General features: G+C 70.9%; 2 protein-coding genes. Both read left to right on the forward strand.

The annotated features are described in order from the left end of the window. A partial coding sequence (locus LOY02_RS18095) for a dTDP-glucose 4,6-dehydratase (RefSeq protein WP_317183764.1) occupies window positions 1-489 on the forward strand: 489 nt, incomplete at its 5' end. 38 nt (window positions 490-527) lie between these two features. Beyond that, the coding region (rfbD, locus tag LOY02_RS18100; RefSeq protein WP_317183768.1) for a dTDP-4-dehydrorhamnose reductase at window positions 528-1261 on the forward strand (734 nt) is incomplete at its 3' end.

Below are 1261 nucleotides of genomic sequence, written 5' to 3' on the forward strand. Positions count from 1 at the left end.
ACGGTGTCGAACTGCTCCAACAACTACGGCCCCCGCCAGCACGTCGAGAAGTTCATCCCCCGTCAGATCACGAACATCCTCGAGGGCACGCGACCCAAGGTCTACGGGTCCGGGCTCAACGTGCGCGACTGGATCCACGTGGACGACCACAACGACGCGGTCATCGCGATCCTCGAGCAGGGACGCCTCGGCGAGACGTATCTCATCGGGGCGGACGGGGAGCGCAACAACCTCGAGATCGTCGCCATGCTGCTCGAGCTGATGGACAGGCCGTCCGACTGGTTCGAGCACGTCGACGACCGCCCGGGCCACGACCTGCGCTATGCGATCGATGCGACGAAGCTGCGACGCGAGACCGACTGGCGGCCGCGCTACCCCGACCTTCGTGCGGGGCTCGCCCAGACGATCGACTGGTATCGGGCCAACGAGTCGTGGTGGAGGGACGCGAAGGTCGCCGCCGAGCGCACCTACGCGCGGCTCGGCCGGTGAGCGCGTCCCTGCGCATCCTCGTCACCGGCGCGACCGGCATGCTCGCGCACGACCTGGTCCCCGCCCTCCGTGCAGCGGGGCACGTCGTCACCGCGATGGGCCGCTATGACCTCGACGTCACCGAGCCCGCCGAGTGTGTCGCCGCGGCCGCCGGACACGACCTGCTCGTCAACTGTGCGGCGTGGACCCGCGTCGACGACGCCGAGCGGGCCGAGGCGCAGGCGTTCGCGGTCAACGCGGTCGGTGCCGCGAACATCGCGCGGGGTGCCGCACAAGCTGGAGCGCGGGTCGCCCACATCTCCACCGACTACGTCTTCGACGGACAGGCGACACGGCCGTATGCCGCTGAGCACCCTCCCGCACCACGGTCGGCGTATGGACGCACCAAGCTCTCAGGCGAGTGGGCGGTCCGTGCCCTCTGCCCGGACAGCTGGGTGGTGCGCACGGCCTGGCTCTATGGCGCGGGCGGGCCGAACTTCGTGTCGACCATGCTCCGCCTGGCCGGAGATCGCGGCACCCTTGACGTCGTCGATGACCAGCGGGGGCAGCCGACGTGGACCCGCGACCTCGCGGAGCTGCTCGTGAGGATGATCGACGCCGACGCTCCGGCCGGCACCTACCACGGCACGGCGTCCGGCGAGACGACGTGGCACGGCCTCGCCCGAGCGATCTTCGAGGCCGGGGGCCTCGATCCGCAGCGGGTCCGCGCCACGTCGTCCGACGCCTTCCCCCGGCCGGCCCCACGACCGGCCTACAGCGTGCTGAGCCATGC

The organism is Intrasporangium sp. (assembly GCF_032907665.1).
Taxonomy (GTDB): domain Bacteria; phylum Actinomycetota; class Actinomycetes; order Actinomycetales; family Dermatophilaceae; genus Intrasporangium.